Annotated in this window: 21 protein-coding genes; 18 read left to right on the top strand and 3 right to left on the bottom strand. The window is 62.1% G+C overall.

Annotated elements, in window-relative coordinates; genetic code table 11:
- Positions 1-296: 296 nt before the first annotated feature.
- From FHX11_RS09270 to rplI, 5 genes are all read left to right on the top strand, one after another.
- Positions 297-932 carry an FkbM family methyltransferase gene (locus FHX11_RS09270; RefSeq protein ID WP_246780929.1) on the top strand — a complete coding sequence of 212 codons (636 nt, stop codon included), beginning with the start codon at positions 297-299 and terminating at the stop codon, positions 930-932.
- A 294-nt stretch (positions 933-1226) separates the two neighbouring features.
- Positions 1227-1673, top strand: coding sequence for a 30S ribosomal protein S6 (gene rpsF, locus FHX11_RS09265; RefSeq protein ID WP_112506918.1), 447 nt, complete (start codon positions 1227-1229; stop codon positions 1671-1673).
- Positions 1674-1685: 12 nt separating this feature from the next.
- The gene (gene rpsR / locus FHX11_RS09260; RefSeq protein ID WP_004122103.1) at positions 1686-1934 is read left to right on the top strand and encodes a 30S ribosomal protein S18; all 249 of its coding nucleotides are present in this window, start codon (positions 1686-1688) and stop codon (positions 1932-1934) included.
- A 163-nt stretch (positions 1935-2097) separates the two neighbouring features.
- Positions 2098-3078, top strand: coding sequence for a DUF2232 domain-containing protein (locus FHX11_RS09255; protein WP_184357223.1), 981 nt, complete (start codon positions 2098-2100; stop codon positions 3076-3078).
- Between the two features lie 20 nt (positions 3079-3098).
- Entirely contained in the window at positions 3099-3680 is a 582-nt protein-coding gene (rplI, locus tag FHX11_RS09250; protein WP_184357222.1) for a 50S ribosomal protein L9, read from the top strand.
- A gap of 144 nt (positions 3681-3824) precedes the next feature.
- On the opposite strand, the gene FHX11_RS09245 is transcribed toward rplI, so the two are convergent.
- Genes FHX11_RS09245 through FHX11_RS09235 form a run of 3 tightly spaced genes read right to left on the bottom strand, consistent with a single transcriptional unit; the run spans position 3825 to position 7005 of the window.
- A complete protein-coding gene (locus FHX11_RS09245) occupies positions 3825-4889 on the bottom strand; it encodes an HlyD family secretion protein (protein ID WP_184357221.1) in 1065 nt (354 codons plus the stop codon).
- Between the two features lie 17 nt (positions 4890-4906).
- The gene (locus tag FHX11_RS09240; RefSeq protein ID WP_184357220.1) at positions 4907-6553 is read right to left on the bottom strand and encodes an MFS transporter; all 1647 of its coding nucleotides are present in this window, start codon (positions 6551-6553) and stop codon (positions 4907-4909) included.
- 8 nt (positions 6554-6561) lie between these two features.
- Positions 6562-7005 (bottom strand): MarR family transcriptional regulator, encoded by a 444-nt coding sequence (locus tag FHX11_RS09235; protein WP_184357219.1) that lies wholly within the window; start codon positions 7003-7005, stop codon positions 6562-6564.
- A gap of 347 nt (positions 7006-7352) precedes the next feature.
- Here FHX11_RS09235 and FHX11_RS09230 point away from each other — a divergent pair, with 347 nt between their 5' ends.
- From FHX11_RS09230 to pip, 13 genes are all read left to right on the top strand, one after another.
- Positions 7353-8849: a replicative DNA helicase gene (locus FHX11_RS09230; RefSeq protein WP_184357217.1), complete on the top strand. Its 1497-nt coding sequence runs from the start codon at positions 7353-7355 to the stop codon at positions 8847-8849.
- Positions 8850-8960: 111 nt separating this feature from the next.
- Positions 8961-10124, top strand: a complete 1164-nt coding sequence (gene alr / locus FHX11_RS09225) for an alanine racemase (protein ID WP_184357215.1) — start codon at positions 8961-8963, stop codon at positions 10122-10124.
- Positions 10125-10168: 44 nt separating this feature from the next.
- Positions 10169-10423 (top strand): type II toxin-antitoxin system ParD family antitoxin, encoded by a 255-nt coding sequence (locus tag FHX11_RS09220; protein WP_184357213.1) that lies wholly within the window; start codon positions 10169-10171, stop codon positions 10421-10423.
- On the top strand, positions 10420-10737 hold the full coding sequence (locus FHX11_RS29835; RefSeq protein ID WP_348649691.1) for a type II toxin-antitoxin system RelE/ParE family toxin: 318 nt from the start codon (positions 10420-10422) through the stop codon (positions 10735-10737). Before FHX11_RS09220 ends, FHX11_RS29835 begins: the two co-directional genes overlap by 4 nt.
- Before the next feature lie 195 nt (positions 10738-10932).
- Positions 10933-12357 carry a DNA repair protein RadA gene (gene radA, locus FHX11_RS09210; protein ID WP_184357211.1) on the top strand — a complete coding sequence of 475 codons (1425 nt, stop codon included), beginning with the start codon at positions 10933-10935 and terminating at the stop codon, positions 12355-12357.
- 71 nt (positions 12358-12428) lie between these two features.
- Complete coding sequence (locus FHX11_RS09205) at positions 12429-13049, top strand: CvpA family protein (protein WP_184357209.1); 621 nt, start codon at positions 12429-12431, stop codon at positions 13047-13049.
- A 163-nt stretch (positions 13050-13212) separates the two neighbouring features.
- On the top strand, positions 13213-14697 hold the full coding sequence (gene purF / locus FHX11_RS09200; protein WP_184357207.1) for an amidophosphoribosyltransferase: 1485 nt from the start codon (positions 13213-13215) through the stop codon (positions 14695-14697).
- Between the two features lie 69 nt (positions 14698-14766).
- Entirely contained in the window at positions 14767-15507 is a 741-nt protein-coding gene (locus FHX11_RS09195) for an SDR family NAD(P)-dependent oxidoreductase (protein WP_184357205.1), read from the top strand.
- Between the two features lie 225 nt (positions 15508-15732).
- Positions 15733-17124: a cysteine--tRNA ligase gene (cysS, locus tag FHX11_RS09190; RefSeq protein ID WP_184357203.1), complete on the top strand. Its 1392-nt coding sequence runs from the start codon at positions 15733-15735 to the stop codon at positions 17122-17124.
- 148 nt (positions 17125-17272) lie between these two features.
- Positions 17273-17755: a GFA family protein gene (locus FHX11_RS09185; protein WP_184357201.1), complete on the top strand. Its 483-nt coding sequence runs from the start codon at positions 17273-17275 to the stop codon at positions 17753-17755.
- On the top strand, positions 17752-18243 hold the full coding sequence (locus FHX11_RS09180) for a GFA family protein (protein WP_184357199.1): 492 nt from the start codon (positions 17752-17754) through the stop codon (positions 18241-18243). The genes FHX11_RS09185 and FHX11_RS09180 overlap by 4 nt, the downstream gene beginning before the upstream one ends.
- A complete protein-coding gene (locus FHX11_RS09175) occupies positions 18236-18712 on the top strand; it encodes a GFA family protein (protein WP_184357198.1) in 477 nt (158 codons plus the stop codon). Before FHX11_RS09180 ends, FHX11_RS09175 begins: the two co-directional genes overlap by 8 nt.
- Positions 18709-19668: a prolyl aminopeptidase gene (gene pip / locus FHX11_RS09170; RefSeq protein WP_184357196.1), complete on the top strand. Its 960-nt coding sequence runs from the start codon at positions 18709-18711 to the stop codon at positions 19666-19668. Before FHX11_RS09175 ends, pip begins: the two co-directional genes overlap by 4 nt.
- The last annotated feature ends 7 nt before the right edge of the window (positions 19669-19675 follow it).

Genomic DNA, 19675 nt, shown 5'->3' with positions numbered 1-19675 from the left:
TCCCTATTCCATAATGCGCCGGAACATATACAAGTATTGATTGGAGAGGTCAGTTATTCTATTCTCTCTATAACTGTAATTCCACCGGGATCGGCAGCATGCTTGACGCAAAGAGAATTGCTTTTTCCAGCATAGCGTCCATCTCCAACAAATTTCAAAATAATAAATCTATACAAAAGGCGATCTTCAACGCCATTCGTCTCAACAGGCCCGAAATATCGGATATCATCCTGAACGAAGACGTTCGATTTATTAGCTATTGCTTATCCAGGCGAGACTGGTCGAAAGCGCAGATCATGCAGGATCTGTGGGTCTGCTTCGAGCTTTCCGAGAAGAGAAACGGGTTTTTCGTGGAGTTCGGCTCGACGAACGGGCTGAAGAACAGCAACACTTGGCTGCTCGAGAAGAAATTCGGATGGAATGGCATTCTCGCCGAGCCCAATCCCGTCTGGCATGCCGACCTCGCGGCAAACAGAACGGCCTTCATCGAGCACAAATGCGTCTCCTCGAAATCCGACGACACCGTCACCTTTATCACGACGGACGAATCCGACCCGGAACTCAGCTCGATCGCCGATTTTTCCAAGGGCGACCATTTCTCCGACGTCCGCAGCCGGGGACAGCATATCCAGGTGGAAACCATATCGCTCGACGATCTGCTGGAAAAATATCAGGCGCCGTCCCTGGTGGATTATCTGTCCATCGATACCGAGGGCAGCGAACTCGACATATTGTCGGCCTACAGCTTCGACCGTAAGTTCGACCTGATATCGGTGGAGAACAATCCGAAGACGGAACGGGCGATCCAGAAGCTGCTGGAGAGCAAGGGATATAAGAGGGTCTTCGAACAGTTCTCCCAGTGGGACGGCTGGTATGTCTCCGAGAGGCTCCGGGACGGAAAGACGATCGAGATCACGGCGCCGGCCTCTTGAGACAGCGCTGGTGCCGGCGGATATCGCAATTTCGCCCGGCCCCTTGCCTTTCGCGCAAAAATCCGTATAAGCCGCCCTGTTCGCAACCCGGTCTTCTGGCTGGTGGCTGAACGGAGGGCCGGTTTTCCGCGAGGGGAGCCGTTCGGAACGGAAGCGTTCCAGCCTCCCGTGTCTCCGCTCTCGACCGTCTCGGAAACGCTTTTCTTGCTTGGGGTCATCCCTCTCAGGAGCAGTCGTTGAGGCTTAGCCGCCGAATACCGGGTTCAGACCAACGCAAGAAAGGCAAAGCTATCCATGGCTCTTTACGAACATGTATTCCTTGCCCGGCAGGATATTTCCGCTCAGCAGGTCGACGCCCTCGTAGAACAGTACAAGGGTGTTATCGAAGCTAACGGCGGTAAAGTCGGGCGTATCGAAAACTGGGGCCTCAAGTCCCTCACCTACCGCATCAAGAAGAACCGCAAGGCTCACTACGCCCTGATGGACATCGATGCTCCGGCCGCTGCGATCCAGGAAATGGAACGCCAGATGCGCATCAGCGAAGACGTCCTGCGTTACATGACGATCGCTGTCGAAAAGCATGAAGACGGCCCGTCCGCCATGATGCAGAAGCGCGACCGTGACGACCGTCCGCGCCGCGATGGCGACCGTCCGGAGCGCAGCTTCGGCGATCGTGGTCCGCGCCCGGATCGTGGTGACCGCGAAGACCGCCCGCGCCGTCCGCGCGAAGACCGCGTATAAGGAGATCTGAGAATGTCTGAAGTTTCCTCCGCACCGGTCCGCCGTCCGTTCCATCGCCGCCGCAAGACCTGCCCGTTCTCGGGCGCCAATGCGCCGCGCATCGACTACAAGGACGTCCGTCTCCTGCAGCGCTACATTTCCGAGCGCGGCAAGATCGTTCCGTCCCGCATCACGGCCGTTTCCCAGAAGAAGCAGCGCGAACTCGCCCAGGCGATCAAGCGCGCCCGTTTCCTCGGCCTGCTGCCTTACGTCGTCGCTTAATTCAAGCCGACGCTGCATGAATTGAGGGAAGGCAGCCATGCCTTCCCTTCTCCCTTTCGCGATGGGCGCGGATCGGAACCTTGAAACCCCATGTTGGGGACGGCTTTCAGGCCCGCGTGGCGAAGGCATCCTCTAACTGCTCGATACGAAGCAGGACAGCGACGTGAAACAGTTGAACACCAAAGTGCTGACCATCGGCGCGCTTGCCGGTCTGACCGCCGCCCTACTCGTGTATGGCGCGACCAATCAGCCGTTGCTGTTCATCCTGTTCGGCGCGCTTTCCGCTCTCCCGATCCTGATCGCCGGCCTCGGCTGGGGCAATATGGCGGTCATCACCGCCATCGTTACGGCCGGCATCGTCGGCGCGGTCGGGCAATCACCGTCCTTCGGGCTCTTTACGTTGCTGCTGACGCTGATTCCGGCATGGCTCAGCCATCTTGCCAATCTCGCGCGTCCGGCTTCCGAACTCGGCGGCCCCGAGCATTTGACGGCCTGGTATCCGCTCTCGGACATCATGCTGCATCTCTGCGGCCTCGCGGCCGCGATCATCGTCATCGTCGGCGCGATCATGGGCTATGGCGCCGATGTCGTCGGCCAGGTGGTCGACGCCTATGCCACCGTCATGAACCAGCAGCAGCCAGACCTTCAGCTCGATCCGGCGGCGATCGTGAAGATGAAGTCGTTGATGCTTTACGCCATTCCCCTCGTCTGGGGCGTGATCTGGGTCATGATGCTGCTGGCTGCCTATTACATCGCCGTCCGCATCGTCGCGGCATCGAGCCGCAGCCTGCGCCCGCGGGAGGATATTCCGTCGGCGCTGCGCATGAACCGCAATGCGATCTTCGTCTTTCTCGCGGGGATCGTCGCCATGTTCTTCGGCGGCGCTCCGGCCATGATCGGCGCCGCCGTTCTCGGTGCTTTCGGCGCCGGCTTCATCGCTTCCGGCTTCGCATCCCTGCATTACCGCACACGCGGCAAGGAGTGGCGCCTGCCGGTGCTGATCCTCTGCTACCTGACGTCCTTCATGCTGACGGTGCCATTCTTCATCATCCTTGTTCTCGGGCTCTACGATACGCGAAAGGCGATCGCGCTCACCCCAAACAAGAATGCCGATATCCAGAAACAACCAGACACGAAAATCTAACATCTGAAAGGAACAATACAATGGAAGTCATTCTTCTCGAACGCATCTCCAAGCTCGGCCAGATGGGCGAAGTGGTCAAGGTTCGCGACGGCTTTGCCCGTAACTACCTGCTGCCGCTCGGCAAGGCGCTGCGCGCCAACCCCGCCAACAAGGCCCGTTTCGAAGCCGAGCGCGCAACGCTCGAAGCCCGCAACCTCGAGCGCAAGAGCGAAGCCCAGAAGGTTGCCGACGTTCTCGGCGGCAAGTCCTTCATCGTCGTCCGCTCGGCTGGCGAAACCGGCCAGCTCTACGGCTCTGTCGCTGCTCGCGACGTCGTTGAAATCCTCGCAGCCGAAGGCTTCAACATCGGCCGCAGCCAGGTTCACATGAACACGCCGATCAAGGCTATCGGCCTGCACAACGTTGCAATCGGCCTCCACGCCGAAGTCGAAATCACGGTCGAGCTCAACGTTGCCCGTTCCGCTGAAGAAGCTGAGCGTCAGGCCAAGGGCGAAACCCTCACCTCCGCCGACGCCATCTACGGCGTCGACGAAGACGCGCTGCGTCCGGAAGACTTCTTCGATCCGGAAGCCGACGGCAACCTCGAAGACGAAGACGCATAATTTCCAGCCTGAAGCAATTCCAGGAAAAGTGCGGAGCGGTTTTCCGTCCGGAATTGCGTCAAAAGAAAAAGTCGCTGGTTATGAGAAAGCCCGGATCTCGCGATCCGGGCTTTTCTCTTTCTCCCACCCTTTGCGGAGATCGCATCAGTCGTCGTTGACGCCCACCTCCGGCTTGGAGTCCTTGTCGACGGACACGACGACCGACATGCCCGGCGCCAGATCGGCTGCCAGCGGCTGATCCTTGTCGATCTTGATCCTGACGCCGATGCGCTGCGCGACCTTGGTGAAATTCCCGGTCGCATTGTCGGGCCGGATGACGGCGAATTCCGAGCCGGCGGCCGGCGAAAAGCGCTGGATGTGGCCCTTGAGCACACGGTGACCGAAGGCATCGACCGAAATGGTCGCGGGCTGATCGATCTTCATGCCGTCGAGCTGGGTCTCCTTGAAATTGGCAATGATCCAGACATCGTCCGGCACCAGACCCATGAGCTGCGTTCCCGGCGTCACATATTGGCCGAGACGCACGCCCACTTCACCGACACGGCCGTCGCGCGGGGCGACGATCGTCGCATTCTGCAGGTCGATATCGGCGAGCTGCACGGCCGCTTCCGCGCCGCTGACGCCCGCCTCCAGCGAGGCGCGGTTGACGATGATCGTCGTCAGGTTCTGCTGCGATACGTCAAGCGCGGCCTTCGCTTGATTGAGTGCCGCCTGCGCCTGTTGCAGCGTTGCCTGCGCCTGTTCGGATTCACTGGTGGTCGACACGCCCTTGGCGACCAGGGTCGTCACGCGCTCCGCGGCGAGCTGGGCGCGTTTCAGGGCGGCATTTGCGCTGTCGATCTGGGCCTGGCTGGAGGCAATGCCGGCCTTGGCGGCCTGCTCCTGCTGTTGCGAATTGGCCAGAGCCGCCTTCTGCCCGTCCAGCGTCGCCCGCGCCTGCGCCACCTTCTGGCGATAGATGCGGTCGTCGATCCTGGTCAGCACGTCACCCTGCTTGACGAGCTTGTAGTCCTTGATCGGCACGTCGGTGATATAGCCGCTGACCTGCGGGCTGATGGTGGTGACGTAGCCTTTCACATAGGCATCGTCGGTCGTCTCGACCGAGCTTTTGAAGGGCGGCAGATGCCAGGCATAGAGCACCAGCATGACGCCGCCGACGCCGGCCAGAACCGCGATGACTTCGATGGGAGAGCGAATGAGCCTCGACATGGAGCTATTTCATATCCTCAGGGGTTGGATGCCATCGCCTGCCGCCCGTCGTCGGCCAGCCGCGCCTTGATGAAGCGGAAAAGGACGTGCAGGGACAATCCGGCGAGCGACAGCATGGCGATCACGCCCGCCACCAGGAAGGCGTCGCCATAAGCGAGCGTATTCGCCTCACGGCTGACCTGCGCACCGAGCAGCGTCAGCCCCTCGCCCTTCAGCAGGGCGCTGTCGCCGATCACCTTGCCGTAAGACGCGGAGAGCTGGCTGGCGCGCTGAGCGACATGCGGATCGGTCAGCAGCACACGCTCGGTCAGCACGGCGGAATGGAATTTCTCGCGGATGGTGATCAGCGTACCGTAGAAGGCCGAGGCGAGCAGGCCGCCGATGCTTTGCGTGAACGTGAAGACGACGAAAAAGGTCACCAGATAGGGTGTGCCCTTCGCAAAAGCCGCCTTGAAGCCTTCGGACATGGAAGGCGGCAGGAAAAGAGCCGCGCCGGCCGCCACCAGCGCCTGGCTCAGATACATCTGCTCGGGCCGCGTCAGGGTGGTGACCTGCGCATCCATGAAGGCGCCCGCCCCCATCATGATAAGCGCCACGAACTGGATCTGCCAGCTCAGGCCATAGCTCATCAGCGCCGTACAGACGAGACCGCCGATGATCGAGAAGGCCAGGATGATCCAGTAGAGCATCGAGAGCTGGTCGTAGAGCAGGCCGACGGCATTCTGATAGAAGGTCATGATGACGGCGCTCTGCTCGCCGACGATGATGCGGAAGACCAGCAGGATGCCGGTCAGATGCAGGATCGCCGGGCTGAGTAGCCATCGCACGTCGATCAGCGGCGTTGCCCGGCGCAGCTCGATGATGGCGGCAAGCGTCAGCGTGGCGATGCTCACCGCCAGCAGCACACCGAGCCAGGGCACTTCCAGCCACCAGTAAAGGCGCCCGACCGAAAGCACGATGGCCAGGCAGCCGAAGCCGATGGCGACCAGCAGATAGCTGATGATATCGCCGAAAACGATGACCTTCACGCGCGGCGGCGGCGTCAAGGGCAACAGGTAGATGATCGGCATCACCATCAGCGCCAGACCCATTTCCAGCGTATAGAGCCCGCGCCATTCGCCGTAATCGAGAAGCGACGGCGAGACCAGGCGGGTGATCGGCGCGGCCAGCAGCGTATTCATCATCGCCAGGCTCACGCCGATCGTCAGCTTGCGTGCCGGCTCGAAGGCTTCGAGCATATAGAGGAAGCCGAGCGTCGAGAGCGGTGCCGCGGCGATACCGCTCAGGAAGCGGACGACGATGGCCGAATGCAGGTCGGAAACAAAGAGATTGAGCAACGAGGCGGCCACGAAGCCAATAATGCTGACCTCGGCGAAATTGCGCACGCCATACTGCATGCGGATCTTCACCAGCGCGATGGCGAGGCTGACATTCGGCGCCATGTAGGCAGCCGACAGCCACGCCGATTCGGTGGTCGTTGCGGCGATCGTACCCTGGATCTGCGTGAGGTTGGCCAGGGCGAGATTGAGCCCGAGCCCTTGCGTCAGGAAGAACATGACGGAAGCGAGGATATAGAGCGGCACTTTCCAGCGCGGCATGGGCTGAGGTGCGGCGGATGCGGCACTGTTGTCCGCATTGGCGATCGGGCCAGGCTCACCGCTCATCAGTCACCTCATGACTTGCCCACGTTCTGCAGATTTGCGGTCATGGCGCGGATGGTCTTGAGGGCCATGCCGACATCCTCGTCCGGAATGCCCTGCAGGATATCCGCGCGCACGCCGCTGGCAAGGGCCTCGACTTCGGCGGCAACGACTTTTCCGGATTCCGTCATGAAGATCTGCTTGGCGCGGCGGTCCGACGGAACCGGCCGGCGCTCGATGAAATTCTGTGCTTCCATGGCATCGAGGATGCGCACCAGCGTCGGCGTCTCGAGTTCCAGCTCGTCGGCAAGTTCCCGCTGGTTGATGCCGTCCCTGCGCGAAAGCTTGTGGAAAACCCGCGCCCGCGCCAGCGTCATGCCATGTTCGCGAACCAGGGCGTCGAACGCCGCCCTCAGCTTCCGATTAAAGGCGGAAAGCTCGTCGAACAGTTCACGGCGTGGCGGCGCTCCAGACATTATCGCTACTTTGATACTATTAGTAACCTACCCGAACCCGACGAAATAGCCGGGTTCTTGCATCTTTTCAAGGGCGATCGCCCGTCAGCCGGATGTCAGCGGCGACAGAGAAGGCTAGAATGCCCAATAAATGCTTTGCGTATGTGATTCGCATGTCGGAGGTTCCGTTGCAAAGTGGCGACAAAAGCTTTTTTTGCTGACCGAAACCTGTCCCTGTGGATGAGTGGAACAACGTGAATAGCGCCGGCGAATTGGCCATGCGCGGCACATCGGCGCTCTTCCGCGGTTGACCGTGACACCATATCGTCGCAAAGCATTTGATACTCCAAAAGACGAAGAGACGGAAAATGAACGAAGCCGCGCGCAAGGTCGCCGCCATTGCTCCCGCCGAACAGCATTATCGCGAGGCTCCGAACAATATCGAGGCCGAGCAGGCCCTTCTCGGCGCCATCCTCGTCAACAACGATGCCTACTACCGCGTCTCCGACTTCCTGAAGCCCATTCATCTCTACGAGCCGCTGCATCGCAAGATCTTCGAGGTCGCGGGCGACATCATCCGCATGGGCAAGACCGCCAATCCGGTCACCATCAAGAATTTCGTGCCCGCCGACGACAAGGTCGGCGACATGACCGTGGCGCAATATCTTGCGCGCCTTGCCGTCGAAGCCGTCTCGATCATCAATGCCGAGGACTACGGCCGCGCCATCTACGACCTCGCCCTGCGCCGGGCGCTGATTACCATCGGCGAGGATATGGTCAACATCGCCTTCGACGCGCCGCTCGACATGCCGCCGCAGACGCAGATCGAGGATACCGAGCGCCGGCTGTTCGAACTCGCCGAAAACGGCCGATACGACGGCGGCTTCCAGTCCTTCAACGATGCCGTGGCGCTGGCGATCGACATGGCGGCGGTCGCCAAGGAACGCGATGGCGGCCTGTCGGGCATTTCCACCGGCATTCATTCGCTCGACAGCAAGATGGGCGGCCTGCAGCGCTCCGACTTGATTGTGCTTGCCGGCCGTCCCGGCATGGGCAAGACGTCGCTCGCCACCAACATCGCCTACAACATCGCCGCCGCCTATGAGGGCGAAGTGCAGGCGGATGGCTCCATGAAGGCGAAGAACGGCGGCGTCGTCGGCTTCTATTCGCTGGAAATGTCGTCCGAACAGCTCGCCACCCGTATCATCTCCGAGCAGACGGAAGTCTCCTCGTCGAAGATCCGCCGCGGCGACATCAACGACGCCGATTTCGAAAAGCTCGTCGCCTGCTCGATGATGATGCAGAAGGTGCCGCTCTATATCGACCAGACCGGCGGTATCTCCATCGCCCAGCTGTCGGCACGCGCGCGCCGCCTGAAGCGCCAGCGCGGCCTCGACGTTCTGGTCGTCGACTACGTCCAGCTGATGACCGGCTCGGGCAAGTCGAACGAGAATCGCGTCCAGGAAATCACCCAGATCACCACCGGCCTGAAGGCGCTCGGCAAGGAACTGAACGTGCCGATCATCGCGCTCTCGCAGCTCTCGCGCGCCGTCGAAAGCCGCGATGACAAGCGGCCGCAGCTTTCGGACCTGCGCGAATCCGGCTCGATCGAACAGGACGCCGACGTGGTGCTCTTCGTGTTCCGCGAGGAATATTACGTCAAGAACCAGGAACCGCGCGATCCGGCTGATCCGAAATATGCAGAGTGGGAAGCGCTGTTCGACAAGGTGAAGGGGACGGCCGACGTCATTATCGCCAAGCAGCGTCACGGACCGACAGGCACGGTGAAGCTCGCCTTCCAGTCGGAATTCACCCGCTTCGCCGATCTCGCCGATTCGTCCTTCATGCAATATGAGGAGCATTGATGGGAGCTGCCTGCCGCACGGATGTGCAGTGCAGCACTTTCTCTTTGCGTCGATGATCACTATCCTGGCCGGAGCAATATTCCCTCCGGCCATTTTCGTTCAGGCGGCTCCATGACAGATGATTTCGACGACCACGACGCTTTTGCCTCTGCCGGCTTGCGGCTGACGGTCGATCTCGGCGCCCTTGTCGAGAACTGGCGCGACATGGCCCGGCGCTCCGGGCGCGCCCGCACCGCCGCCGTCGTCAAGGCGGATGCCTATGGGCTGGGGATCGAGGATGTCGGCGAGGCGCTCTATCTCGCCGGCGCCCGCGATTTCTTCGTGGCCACCGCCGAAGAGGGCGCGACCTTGCGGCTCTATGCGCCCGACGCCCGCATCTTCGTGCTCTCAGGCATCTGGCCCGGCATGGAGCGGCTCTTCTTCGAAAACGACCTGGTGCCCGTCATCGCTTCGGAAGAGCAGCTCACCTTCTGGATGTCGGTGCTGTCGGACTATGGCGACTACCCCTGCGCGCTGCAGGTCGATACCGGCTTCAACCGGCTCGGCCTGCCGATGGAGGATGCGCTGGCGCTCGCCGACGACGTCTCCCGTCCGGCAAGCTTCGCGCCGGTACTGGTCATGAGCCATCTTGCCTGCGGTGACGATCCATCCAATCCGATGAACCGTCGGCAGCTCGAAGCCTTCCGCAAGGTGAGCGCCGCCTTCGAGGGCATCGAGGCGAGCCTCGCCAACTCCGCCGGCATTTTCCTCGGCCCGGACTATCATTTCGACCTCACCCGCCCCGGCATCGCCACCTATGGCGCGGAAGCCGTGTCCGGCATGGCCAATCCGATGCGCCCGGTGGCGACGGCCGAAGCCCGGATCATCCAGACCCGTTCCGTCAAGGCTGGCGAAACCGTTGGCTATGGAGCGACGCTCCAGCTTGCGCGCGACAGCCGGCTGGCGATCGTTTCCGCCGGCTATGCCGATGGCTATATGCGCAGCCTGTCGAGCAACGGCGTGCCGCTGCGCCAGACCGGCATCGCCGGCGGCCATGGCTTCATCGCCGGCCGCAAGGTGCCCGTCGCCGGCCGCATCACCATGGACCTCACCATCTTCGACGTCACCGATCTGCCGGAAAACCTTGTTCGCGCCGGTGACTATATCGAGCTTTTCGGTAGCAACATCCCAGTCGACGAGGCAGCGAGAGCGGCAGGCACGATCGGCTACGAAATGCTGACCAGCCTGGGGCTGCGGCACGAGCGGCGGTATATCGCGGAGGAGACCGGGGAATAGGAATCCGGTCGGCCAGATGCTATATGGAGGCAAAGGAGACTGTCATGGCAACTATTCATCTGAATGATGGCGACAAAGCCTTTATCGAAGAACAGGTGAAGGCCGGCCATTATGAAGACGCCGATGCCGTTCTCCATGCTGGTCTCAGACTTCTACGCAGCCAGCAAGCCAAGCTTGCCGAGTTGCGTGCCATGATCGATAAGGCCGATCGGCAGATCGAAAATGGAGAATATGTCAGCTTTTCCTCGACTGACGATCTGACCGATTACATCGTCAAGAAGGCCTTGGCGCGCAAGTGATCCGAAGCAGGCGTTTCTCGCTTTCCACCGATGCCATCAACGACCTCATCGACATCTACGATTATATTGCGGAAAAGAATCCGGTCGCGGCAAGGCGACTGGTGAATGCCCTTGAAACCAAAATAAAATCGCTCGCCAAATCGGGGAACTCCGGGGTGTCCCGCGACTGGGTCACACCCGGTCTGCGGGCGTTTCCGTATCGTGATCGGTGCATCTATTTCCGTGTTGATGAAACGTCACTGTATGTCCTGCGAATCTTTCATGGGCATCAGACGATCAACCCTGACGATTTCGAAGTCGACAATGATCGCTAATGGCCAATCTCGTCTAACACGCAGTGATCGCGGGCGATCCATCACCCTCCGTCAAAAAAGGCCGGCATAAAGGCCGGCACGAATATCACTGATACGGAAATCATTAGTTTTGATAGGCCGCGAAAGACATTATCTGACGGCCGGACGCGATTCGCTTCGACGAGCGCAAAATCCGAAGATCGAGAACAGCATCTGATGGCAAAAGCCCGTACACAATTCATCTGCCAGAACTGCGGCACGGTCCATAACCGGTGGGCCGGCAAATGCGACGGCTGCGGCGAATGGAACACCATCGTCGAGGAAGACCCGATGGGCGGCATCGGCGGCGGACCGGCGAAGGTGCCGAAGAAGGGCCGCGCGGTGACGCTGACGACGCTGTCCGGCGAGATCGAGGAAGCCCCGCGCATTCATACCGGCATCTCCGAACTCGACCGCGCCACCGGCGGCGGTTTCGTGCGCGGTTCGGCGATCCTCGTCGGCGGTGATCCCGGCATCGGCAAGTCGACCCTGCTGATGCAGGCGGCGGCCGCACTCTCCCGGCGCGGCCACAAGATCGTCTACGTCTCCGGCGAAGAGGCGGTGGCGCAGGTGCGTCTGCGCGCGCAACGCCTGCATGCCGCCGACACCGACGTCCTGCTCGCGGCCGAGACCAATGTCGAGGATATTCTGGCGACGCTCGCCGAAGGCAAACGGCCGGACCTCGTCATCATCGATTCCATCCAGACGCTGTGGAGCGAGCTTGCCGAATCCGCGCCTGGCACGGTGACGCAGGTACGCACCGGCGTCCAGGCGATGATCCGTTTCGCCAAGCAGACGGGTGCGGCCATGGTGCTCGTCGGCCATGTCACCAAGGACGGCCAGATCGCCGGGCCGCGCGTCGTCGAGCACATGGTCGACGCCGTCCTCTATTTCGAGGGCGATCGCGGCCATCACTATCGCATCCTGCGCACGGTGAAGAATCGCTTCGGCCCGACCGACGAGATCGGCGTCTTCGAAATGTCGGACAAGGGCCTGCGCGAAGTGGCCAATCCGTCCGAGCTATTCCTCGGGGAGCGCAACGAGAAAGCACCTGGCGCCGCGGTCTTCGCCGGCATCGAGGGCACACGGCCGGTGCTGGTCGAGGTGCAGGCGCTGGTCGCCCCGACATCGCTCGGCACGCCCCGGCGCGCCATCGTCGGCTGGGATTCGGCAAGGCTGTCGATGATTCTCGCCGTGCTGGAAGCGCATTGCGGCGTTCGCCTCGGCCAGCACGACGTTTATCTCAATATTGCCGGTGGTTACCGCATTTCCGAGCCGGCTGCCGACCTTGCTGTTGCCTCTGCACTGGTTTCCTCCCTGGCCGGTCTTGCCCTTCCCGCCGATTGCGTCTATTTCGGCGAAGTCAGCCTGTCGGGCGCCGTCCGGCCGGTTGCGCATACTGCGCAGCGCATCAAGGAAGCCGAGAAGCTAGGATTTTCCGCGGCACTCCTGCCTGCCGGCTCCGCCGATCTGCCGAAAGGCAATGGCGGTCGCTGGAGCGAGATCGACAGCCTGCCGGATCTGGTGGCGCGCATTGCCGGATCGAAGGGTGCGCTCAAGCGCGCGGAAGACGAGGATGAGCCTTACTTCAGCCGTTCTTGACGGCAAGAGAGGCGCAGAGTGAGACCGATGGCAGCCATGCATGGCATGGCAAGTCTTGGAGTGGATTATACATGCCCATTACGATTTTCGACGGTATTGTTATCGGCGTCATTCTGTTCTCCGCCGTTCTGGCCATGGTCCGCGGCTTCTCACGCGAAATTCTCTCGATCGTCAGCTGGGGCGGCTCGGCCGTCGCGGCCTATTATCTCTACCCGCTGCTGGTCCCCTATGCGCTGCGCTATACGGCCGACACCCGCATCGCGACCATCGCGTCCGCCGCCGTCATCTTCCTCATCGCGCTGATCGTCATTTCCTTCATCACGATCAGGATCGCCGACTTCATCATCGACAGCCGCATCGGCGCGCTGGACCGCACGCTGGGCTTCCTCTTCGGCGCCGCGCGCGGCCTGCTGCTGATGGTCGTCGTGGTGGCCTTCTGGAACTGGCTTGTCGCGCCGGCGGCGCGCCCGGATTGGGTCAACAACGCCAAATCCAAGCCCTTTCTCGATTCCATGGTCGAAAAGCTGAAGGCCCAGCTTCCGGAAAACGTCCAGGCGCTTCTGCCGGCCGAGATCATCAACAAGATCGCGCCCAATCAGCAGCAATCGCAGCCGCAGGATGGCAGCGACAGCGGCACGACGAACGAAACGGCGCCGTCCGACGACGCGCCCGCGCCGCAAACGAATAATTGACAGAGCGTTTACAGGCTTGACCTGCCGGGCGATAATCGCCATTTGAACGCCACACAGATCGAACGTCCGGCCGGATATTTTTTCCGGCCGGATTTTCAGCTATTCTAACGCAGTCGTGACGCCGCCCCGATCCGCCCACGTTGAGAGCAAAGGCCCCGCAGCCATGAACCATTCCCTTTCCTTCGAGGATGATATCAACGGCGACACGCTGCACGAGGAATGCGGCGTCTTCGGCATTCTCGGGCATCCGGATGCGGCGGCCCTGACGGCGCTCGGGCTGCATGCCCTCCAGCACCGTGGCCAGGAAGCGGCCGGCATCGTCTCCTTCGACGGCCAGCGTTTTCATTCCGAGCGGCGCATGGGCCTCGTCGGCGATCACTATACCGACCCGGCAACGCTTGCCCGCCTGCCCGGCGACCGTTCCATGGGCCATGTGCGCTACTCGACCACGGGCGAGACGATCCTGCGCAACGTGCAGCCGCTGTTTGCCGAACTGGAAGTCGGCGGCATCGCGATTGCCCATAACGGCAATTTCACCAACGGCCTGACCATGCGCCGGCAGCTGATCGCCGACGGCGCCATCTGTCAGTCGACGTCGGACACGGAAGTCGTCCTGCATCTCATCGCCCGCTCCAAGCATCCCTCCTCCTCCGACCGCTTCATCGACGCGATCCGCCAGATGGAAGGCGGCTATTCGATGCTCGCCATGACGCGCACCAAGCTGATCGCCGCCCGCGACCCGATCGGCATCCGGCCGCTGGTCATGGGCGAACTCGACGGCAAGCCGATCTTCTGCTCGGAAACCTGCGCGCTCGACATCATCGGCGCGAAATACATCCGCGACGTCGAAAACGGCGAAGTCATTATCTGCGAGATCCAGCCCGATGGCTCGATCACCATCGACGCCCGCAAGCCGGAAGCGCCCAAGCCGGAGCGGCTCTGCCTGTTCGAATATGTCTATTTCGCCCGCCCCGATTCCGTGGTCGGCGGCCGCAACGTCTATGTCGCCCGCAAGAACATGGGCATCAATCTCGCCAAGGAATCCCCGATCGAGGCCGATGTCGTCGTGCCGGTGCCGGATGGCGGCACGCCGGCGGCGATCGGTTATGCGCAGGAAAGCGGCATTCCCTTCGAGCTCGGCATCATCCGCAACCATTATGTCGGCCGCACCTTCATCGAGCCGACGCAGCAGATCCGCGCCTTCGGCGTCAAGCTGAAGCATTCCGCCAACCGCGCCATCATCGAGGGCAAGCGCGTCGTCCTCGTGGATGATTCCATCGTGCGCGGCACGACCTCGGTGAAGATCGTGCAGATGATCCGCGACGCCGGCGCCCGCGAAGTGCATATCCGCGTCGCCAGCCCGATGATCTATCATCCGGATTTCTACGGCATCGATACGCCGGATGCCGACAAGCTGCTCGCCAACCAGTACAGCAGCCTGAAGGCCATGTGCGATTTCATCGGAGCCGATTCGCTAGAGTTCCTGTCGATCGACGGTCTCTACCGCGCCGTCGGCGGTGCGCCGCGCGACAATGCGCAGCCGCAATTCACCGATCACTACTTCACCGGCGACTACCCGACCCGCCTGCTCGACCGGGAAAGCACCAGCAATGTGCGCAAGCTCTCCATGCTTGCCAGCAACGGCTGACCCGGTAACGGCTGAGAAGGGGCGCTTTTCCGCCCCTTTCCCTCCACAGAGCATTCGGATCAAGACAGCATGAGCGTCAATCTCAAGGACAAGATCGCCCTCGTTACCGGCGCCTCGCGCGGTATCGGCTATTTCACGGCGCTGGAACTCGCCAAGGCCGGCGCGCATGTGATCGCCTGCGCCCGCACGGTGGGCGGCCTTGAGGATCTGGACGACGCCATCAAGGCGGTCGGCGGCTCCGCGACGCTCGTGCCCTTCGACCTCGCCGACATGAACGCCATCGACGCGCTCGGCGCTTCCATCTTCGAACGCTGGGGCAAGCTCGACATCCTCGTCGCCAATGCCGGCGTGCTCGGCGTCATCTCGCCGATCGGCCATGTCGAGGCCAAGGTGTTCGAAAAGGTGATGACCATCAACGTCACCGCCACCTGGCGGCTGATCCGTTCCGTCGAGCCGCTGCTGATGCGCGCCGATGCCGGCCGCGCCATCATCCTGTCGTCGGCCGCCGCTCATCGCTGCCGGCCCTTCTGGGGACCCTACTCCGCCTCCAAGGCCGCCGTCGAGGCGCTCGCCCGCACCTGGGCCGGCGAAACCCAGAGCACGGCGCTGCGCATCACCAGCGTCGATCCCGGCGCCACCCGCACCGCCATGCGCGCCCAGGCGGTGCCCGGAGAAGACCCGGAGACGCTGCCGCATCCCCGCGATGTGGCCCAGGCGATCCTGCCGCTCGCAGGCCCCGACGTCACTGAAACCGGCAAGCTCTTCGTCGTGCGCGAGAACAAGCTCGTCGATTACCGGATGCCGGAATAAAAAACACCCGTTCCCCATACGGGACAGACCCGCTCCCCACTTGACCAAATTCATCCGGCGCGTGATAAAGCCGCCCATGAAAACGGTTATCTGCATTATCTGCCGGAAAATTATTCGCTAGCGTTTCGCTGGCCTGGCCGTTTTCGTCTCCCAAAATCCAAGATGACAAACGCCCCGGCCTGCCGGTGACGGTATTTTTTCGGATTTATGCCTTGGGAGAGTGACATGGGCGCCGAGCCGCAATTGAAGTTCTACAACACGCTGACACGCGAAAAGGTCGATTTCCAGCCGATCGATCGCGACAATGTCCGCATGTATGTCTGCGGCCCGACCGTCTATGATTTCGCCCATATCGGCAATGCGCGGCCGGCCATCGTCTTCGACGTGCTTTACCGGCTGTTGCGGCAGGTCTATGGCGAAAGCCATGTGACCTATGTGCGCAACATCACCGATGTCGACGACAAGATCAACGCGCGGGCGCTGCGCGACCATCCCGGCCTGCCGCTGAACCAGGCGATCCGCCTGGTGACGGAGAAGACCGAGACGCAATATTTTCGGGATACGGCTGCGCTGGGCTGCCTGGAGCCGACGGCGCAGCCGCGGGCGACGGAAAATATCGCCGAGATGATCGAGATCATCGAGAAGCTGATCGCCAAGGGCCATGCCTATCAGGCTGCCGGCGAAGTGCTGTTCGATACCAAGTCCATGAACGACTACGGCCAGCTCTCGAAGCGCAATCTCGACGAACAGCAGGCCGGCGCCCGCATCGCCGTCGACGCCCACAAGAAGAGCCCCGGCGACTTCGTGCTCTGGAAGCTGTCCGCCGACAACGAACCCGGCTGGGAAAGCCCCTGGGGCCGCGGCCGCCCCGGCTGGCATATCGAATGCTCGGCCATGAGCGGCCGCTATCTCGGCGACGTCTTCGATATCCATGGCGGCGGGCTGGATCTGATCTTCCCGCACCATGAGAACGAGATCGCCCAGTCGCGTTGCGCCCACGGCACGCATGCCATGGCGAATGTCTGGATGCATAACGGCTTCCTGCAGGTCGAAGGCCGCAAGATGTCGAAATCGGAAGGCAATTTCGTTACCATCTACGAGCTGCTGCAGACGGAGAAGCTTGGTGGCCGGACATGGCCGGGCGAAGTGCTGCGGCTTGCCATGCTGATGACGCATTATCGCGAGCCGATCGACTTTTCCGTGAAGCGGCTGGAAGAAGCCGAACGGCTTCTCGCCAAATGGCCGGCGGCCGATGCGGGCAATGCCGCTCCGGATGCCACGGTTCTCGCCGCCCTGGCGGACGATCTCAACACCGTGGCCGCCATCCAGGCGGTGCATGCGCTGGCGCAGGCGGCCAACGCCGATGCGAACGCCCTGCCCGTGTACGCGGCAAGCGCGGCATTGCTCGGCCTGCTGCCGCAGAAGGTGGAGATGGACGACGCCATCGTCGCGGATATCGATCGGCGGGTACGGGCACGCCTGGAACTGCTGAAGGCGAAGAACTTCGCCGAAGCGGACAGGGCTCGCGACGAGCTCCTGGCTGAAGGCATTCAGCTGAAGGACGGCAAGGACCCGGCAACGGGCGAGCGCATCACGACTTGGGAGGTCAAGCGGTGAGTGTGAATACCCCCCTCTGTCACTTCGTGACATCTCCCCCACAAGGGGGAGATTGGGGGTGTTTGCCGCGCGACGGGCACCACAGGTCAATGAATCCTATCGACAACATATGCATGCATATCCTTATCGTTCTGGGAAAGGATAGATCATGAGCGTCTCGACCCATGCCGGCGGCTGTCAGTGCGGTGCGGTTCGTTTCCGGGTGCGGGGCGAGCTCAAGGACGCGTCGATCTGTCATTGCCGCATGTGCCAGAAGGCCTTTGGCGCCTATTACGCGCCCTTGATCTCGACACGCGGCGCCGAGCTCACATGGACGCGCGGAGAGCGCAAGACATTCCAGTCGTCCAACTACGTCAAGCGCGGCTTCTGCGGCGATTGCGGCACGCCGCTGACCTATGAGGCGCCGGATGGCATCGCGGTTGCGGCCGGCGCCTTCGATGATCCCTCGCTGTTGCCGCCGGTCGTGCAATACGGCACGGAAGGCAAGATCGGTTTCGTCGACACGCTGCATCTGCTGCCGGGGCACCGGACGGAAGAAGATGCGGAACAGGCGCCCTTCGTGCTGGAGCTGGTATCCTACCAGCATCCCGATCACGATACGGCGGCGTGGCCACCGGAGGCGAGCGAATGACGATGGCGGCGGGATATAGCGGCGGATGCCAATGCGGCGCGGTTCGCTACCGCTCGGCCGGTACGCTCGGCTATCCGCATCTCTGCCATTGCCGCATGTGCCAAAAGGCGTCCGGCAATTATGCCCTGCCGCTAGGCAGCGCCAAGCGCGCGGACTTCGAGCTGACACGCGGCGAGCCGTCGTGGTTTCATTCGTCCGATCTCGTGCGCCGCGGCTTTTGCAGCACCTGCGGCACGCCGTTGTTCTATGATATTCCCGGCTCGGATTCGATCAATGTGACGCTGGGTTCGCTGGACGAACCGATGGCGGTCAAGCCCGTCGCGCAATCGAATCTCGCGGCAAAGATGCCATGGTTCCATGCGCTGGATGGATTGCCGGTGGAGCCGGACGAAGACGGTTCCGACCGCGACCGGGCGATCCGCTCGTCCAACCATCAGCATCCCGATCACGATACCCCACATTGGCCAGAGGAGAAGAGCGATGACTGAAGTCACCAGAAGCGGCGGATGCCAGTGCGGCGCCGTGCGGTTCCGTATTCGCGGACAACTCGGCCGCCCTTCAATCTGCCATTGCCGCATGTGCCAGAAGCAGTTCGGCAGTTTTTTCTCCGCTCTGGTGACCGCGCCGGAAGACGGCCTGGAATGGACGCGCGGCGCGCCGACCTATTTCCAGTCGTCGGTCAATATCGACCGCGGTTTCTGCAAGAATTGCGGCACGCCGCTGACCTATCGCCACCCCGGCGGGCTGGAGATCGCCATCGGCGCCTTCGACGAACGCGACGATCTGGCGCCGAAGATCCAGGTGAACCATGCCTCGCGCCTGCCCTGGGTGGACACCATCTTCCAGCAGCCGGTGCATCAGGACCCTGATTTCTATGCGCGGCAGGAGCAGATCATCTCCTTCCAGCATCCCGATCACGACACCGACATCTGGCCGGCGGAAGGGCTGAAAATATGACTGAGGCGCTGCGCACGCTCTATCCGGAGATCGAGCCCTATGCTTCCGGCCATTTCGACGTCGGCGACGGCCATGTCATCTATTGGGAACGCGTGGGCACGCCCGGCGCCAAGCCGGCCGTCTTCCTGCATGGCGGCCCCGGCGGCGGCATCTCGCCGAGCCATCGCCGCCTGTTCGATCCGGCGCTCTATGACGTGACGCTGTTCGACCAGCGCGGCTGCGGCAGGTCGACCCCGCATGCCGGGCTGGACGCCAACACCACCTGGCATCTGGTTGCCGATATCGAGCGGCTGCGCGAGATGGCGGGCGTCGGCAAATGGCTGGTCTTCGGCGGCTCCTGGGGATCGACGCTGGCGCTCGCCTATGCCGAGACCCATCCGGACCATGTTTCGGAGCTGGTGGTGCGTGGCATCTATACCCTGACCAGGGCGGAGCTCGACTGGTACTATCAGTTCGGCGTCTCGGAGATGTTTCCCGAGAAGTGGGAGCGCTTCGTGGCGCCGATCCCGCCGGAAGAACGCCACCAGATGATGGCGGCCTATCACCGTCGGCTGACGCATGAAGACAAGGCCGTGCGCCTGGAGGCCGCCAAGGCCTGGGCGATCTGGGAGGGCGAGACCATCACGCTGCTGCCGGATCCCGCGACCAGCACACCCTTCGAAGACGCGGAATATGCGCATGCCTTCGCCCGCATCGAGAACCACTTCTTCGTCAATGCCGGCTGGATGGAGGAAGGGCAGCTTCTGCGCGATGCGCACAGGCTGAAGGACATTCCCGGTGCCATCGTCCATGGCCGCTACGACATGCCCTGCCCGGCCAAATATGCCTGGGCGCTGCACAAGGCCTGGCCGAAGGCGGAATTCCATCTGATCGAGGGCGCGGGTCATGCCTATTCCGAGCCCGGCATCCTCGACCGGTTGATCCGCACGACGGATAAGTTTGCAGGGAAAGTGTAATGCCGAG

Source organism: Rhizobium sp. BK602, from assembly GCF_014195095.1.
Classification (GTDB): Bacteria; Pseudomonadota; Alphaproteobacteria; order Rhizobiales; family Rhizobiaceae; genus Rhizobium.
The sequence above is the reverse complement of the archived record's forward strand: the minus strand, read 5'-3'. Positions and strand labels throughout refer to the sequence as shown.

Coding starts and splice junctions, on each gene's coding strand:
- FHX11_RS09270 (WP_246780929.1), top strand. CDS start 297: ATGCAGGATCTGTGGGTCTGCTTCGAGCTTTCCGAGAAGAGAAACGGG.
- rpsF (WP_112506918.1), top strand. CDS start 1,227: ATGGCTCTTTACGAACATGTATTCCTTGCCCGGCAGGATATTTCCGCT.
- rpsR (WP_004122103.1), top strand. CDS start 1,686: ATGTCTGAAGTTTCCTCCGCACCGGTCCGCCGTCCGTTCCATCGCCGC.
- rplI (WP_184357222.1), top strand. CDS start 3,099: ATGGAAGTCATTCTTCTCGAACGCATCTCCAAGCTCGGCCAGATGGGC.
- FHX11_RS09245 (WP_184357221.1), bottom strand. CDS start 4,889: ATGTCGAGGCTCATTCGCTCTCCCATCGAAGTCATCGCGGTTCTGGCC.
- FHX11_RS09240 (WP_184357220.1), bottom strand. CDS start 6,553: ATGAGCGGTGAGCCTGGCCCGATCGCCAATGCGGACAACAGTGCCGCA.
- FHX11_RS09235 (WP_184357219.1), bottom strand. CDS start 7,005: ATGTCTGGAGCGCCGCCACGCCGTGAACTGTTCGACGAGCTTTCCGCC.
- FHX11_RS09230 (WP_184357217.1), top strand. CDS start 7,353: ATGAACGAAGCCGCGCGCAAGGTCGCCGCCATTGCTCCCGCCGAACAG.
- alr (WP_184357215.1), top strand. CDS start 8,961: ATGACAGATGATTTCGACGACCACGACGCTTTTGCCTCTGCCGGCTTG.
- FHX11_RS09220 (WP_184357213.1), top strand. CDS start 10,169: ATGGCAACTATTCATCTGAATGATGGCGACAAAGCCTTTATCGAAGAA.
- radA (WP_184357211.1), top strand. CDS start 10,933: ATGGCAAAAGCCCGTACACAATTCATCTGCCAGAACTGCGGCACGGTC.
- FHX11_RS09205 (WP_184357209.1), top strand. CDS start 12,429: ATGCCCATTACGATTTTCGACGGTATTGTTATCGGCGTCATTCTGTTC.
- purF (WP_184357207.1), top strand. CDS start 13,213: ATGAACCATTCCCTTTCCTTCGAGGATGATATCAACGGCGACACGCTG.
- FHX11_RS09195 (WP_184357205.1), top strand. CDS start 14,767: ATGAGCGTCAATCTCAAGGACAAGATCGCCCTCGTTACCGGCGCCTCG.
- cysS (WP_184357203.1), top strand. CDS start 15,733: ATGGGCGCCGAGCCGCAATTGAAGTTCTACAACACGCTGACACGCGAA.
- FHX11_RS09185 (WP_184357201.1), top strand. CDS start 17,273: ATGAGCGTCTCGACCCATGCCGGCGGCTGTCAGTGCGGTGCGGTTCGT.
- FHX11_RS09180 (WP_184357199.1), top strand. CDS start 17,752: ATGACGATGGCGGCGGGATATAGCGGCGGATGCCAATGCGGCGCGGTT.
- FHX11_RS09175 (WP_184357198.1), top strand. CDS start 18,236: ATGACTGAAGTCACCAGAAGCGGCGGATGCCAGTGCGGCGCCGTGCGG.
- pip (WP_184357196.1), top strand. CDS start 18,709: ATGACTGAGGCGCTGCGCACGCTCTATCCGGAGATCGAGCCCTATGCT.